This is a genomic window from Cellulosimicrobium sp. GQ32 (assembly GCF_059758455.1).
Genome location: NZ_JCAXEP010000035.1, coordinates 1 through 448, shown reverse-complemented (window position 1 = coordinate 448; position 448 = coordinate 1). Strand labels below are relative to the sequence as shown.

Genomic DNA, 448 nt, shown 5'->3' with positions numbered 1-448 from the left:
GGCGTCCGTCGCGGGCGACGGCCCGGACGGGATCACGGTGCAGCAGATCATGGGTGGCGCTGCCGTGCAGGCCGTGGTGCCGGACGGCGCGACCGGTACGGAGTCGTTCCGGTACTCCGTCTCGGACGGGCGCGGGGGCGTGGCCGAGGCCGGGGTCACCCTGAAGGTGTCGCCGTGGGGGGAGAACGCGGCGCCGGAGCAGACCGGTGACCCGGTGCTGCGGGTCGGGCAGGGCGGGCGCGCGACGATCAAGGTGCTGCCGTTCTTCAAGGACCCCGACGGCGACGACCTGTACCTCGCCTCGGCCGCGGCGACGGTCGCGGGTGACGACGTGCGCTCGCGTCCCGACGGGACGGTCGAGTTCCGCGACGGCGGGGGCTCCACCGGCCGCAAGATCGTCACGGTCACCGTCGCGGACGGGCAGGGCGGGGTGTTCGAGGGCAAGCTC

At 74.8% G+C, this 448-nt stretch carries 1 protein-coding gene; it reads left to right on the top strand.

The annotated features are described in order from the left end of the window. A partial coding sequence (locus tag AC6CH9_RS20815; RefSeq protein ID WP_498156600.1) for an Ig-like domain-containing protein occupies positions 1-448 on the top strand: 448 nt, incomplete at both ends.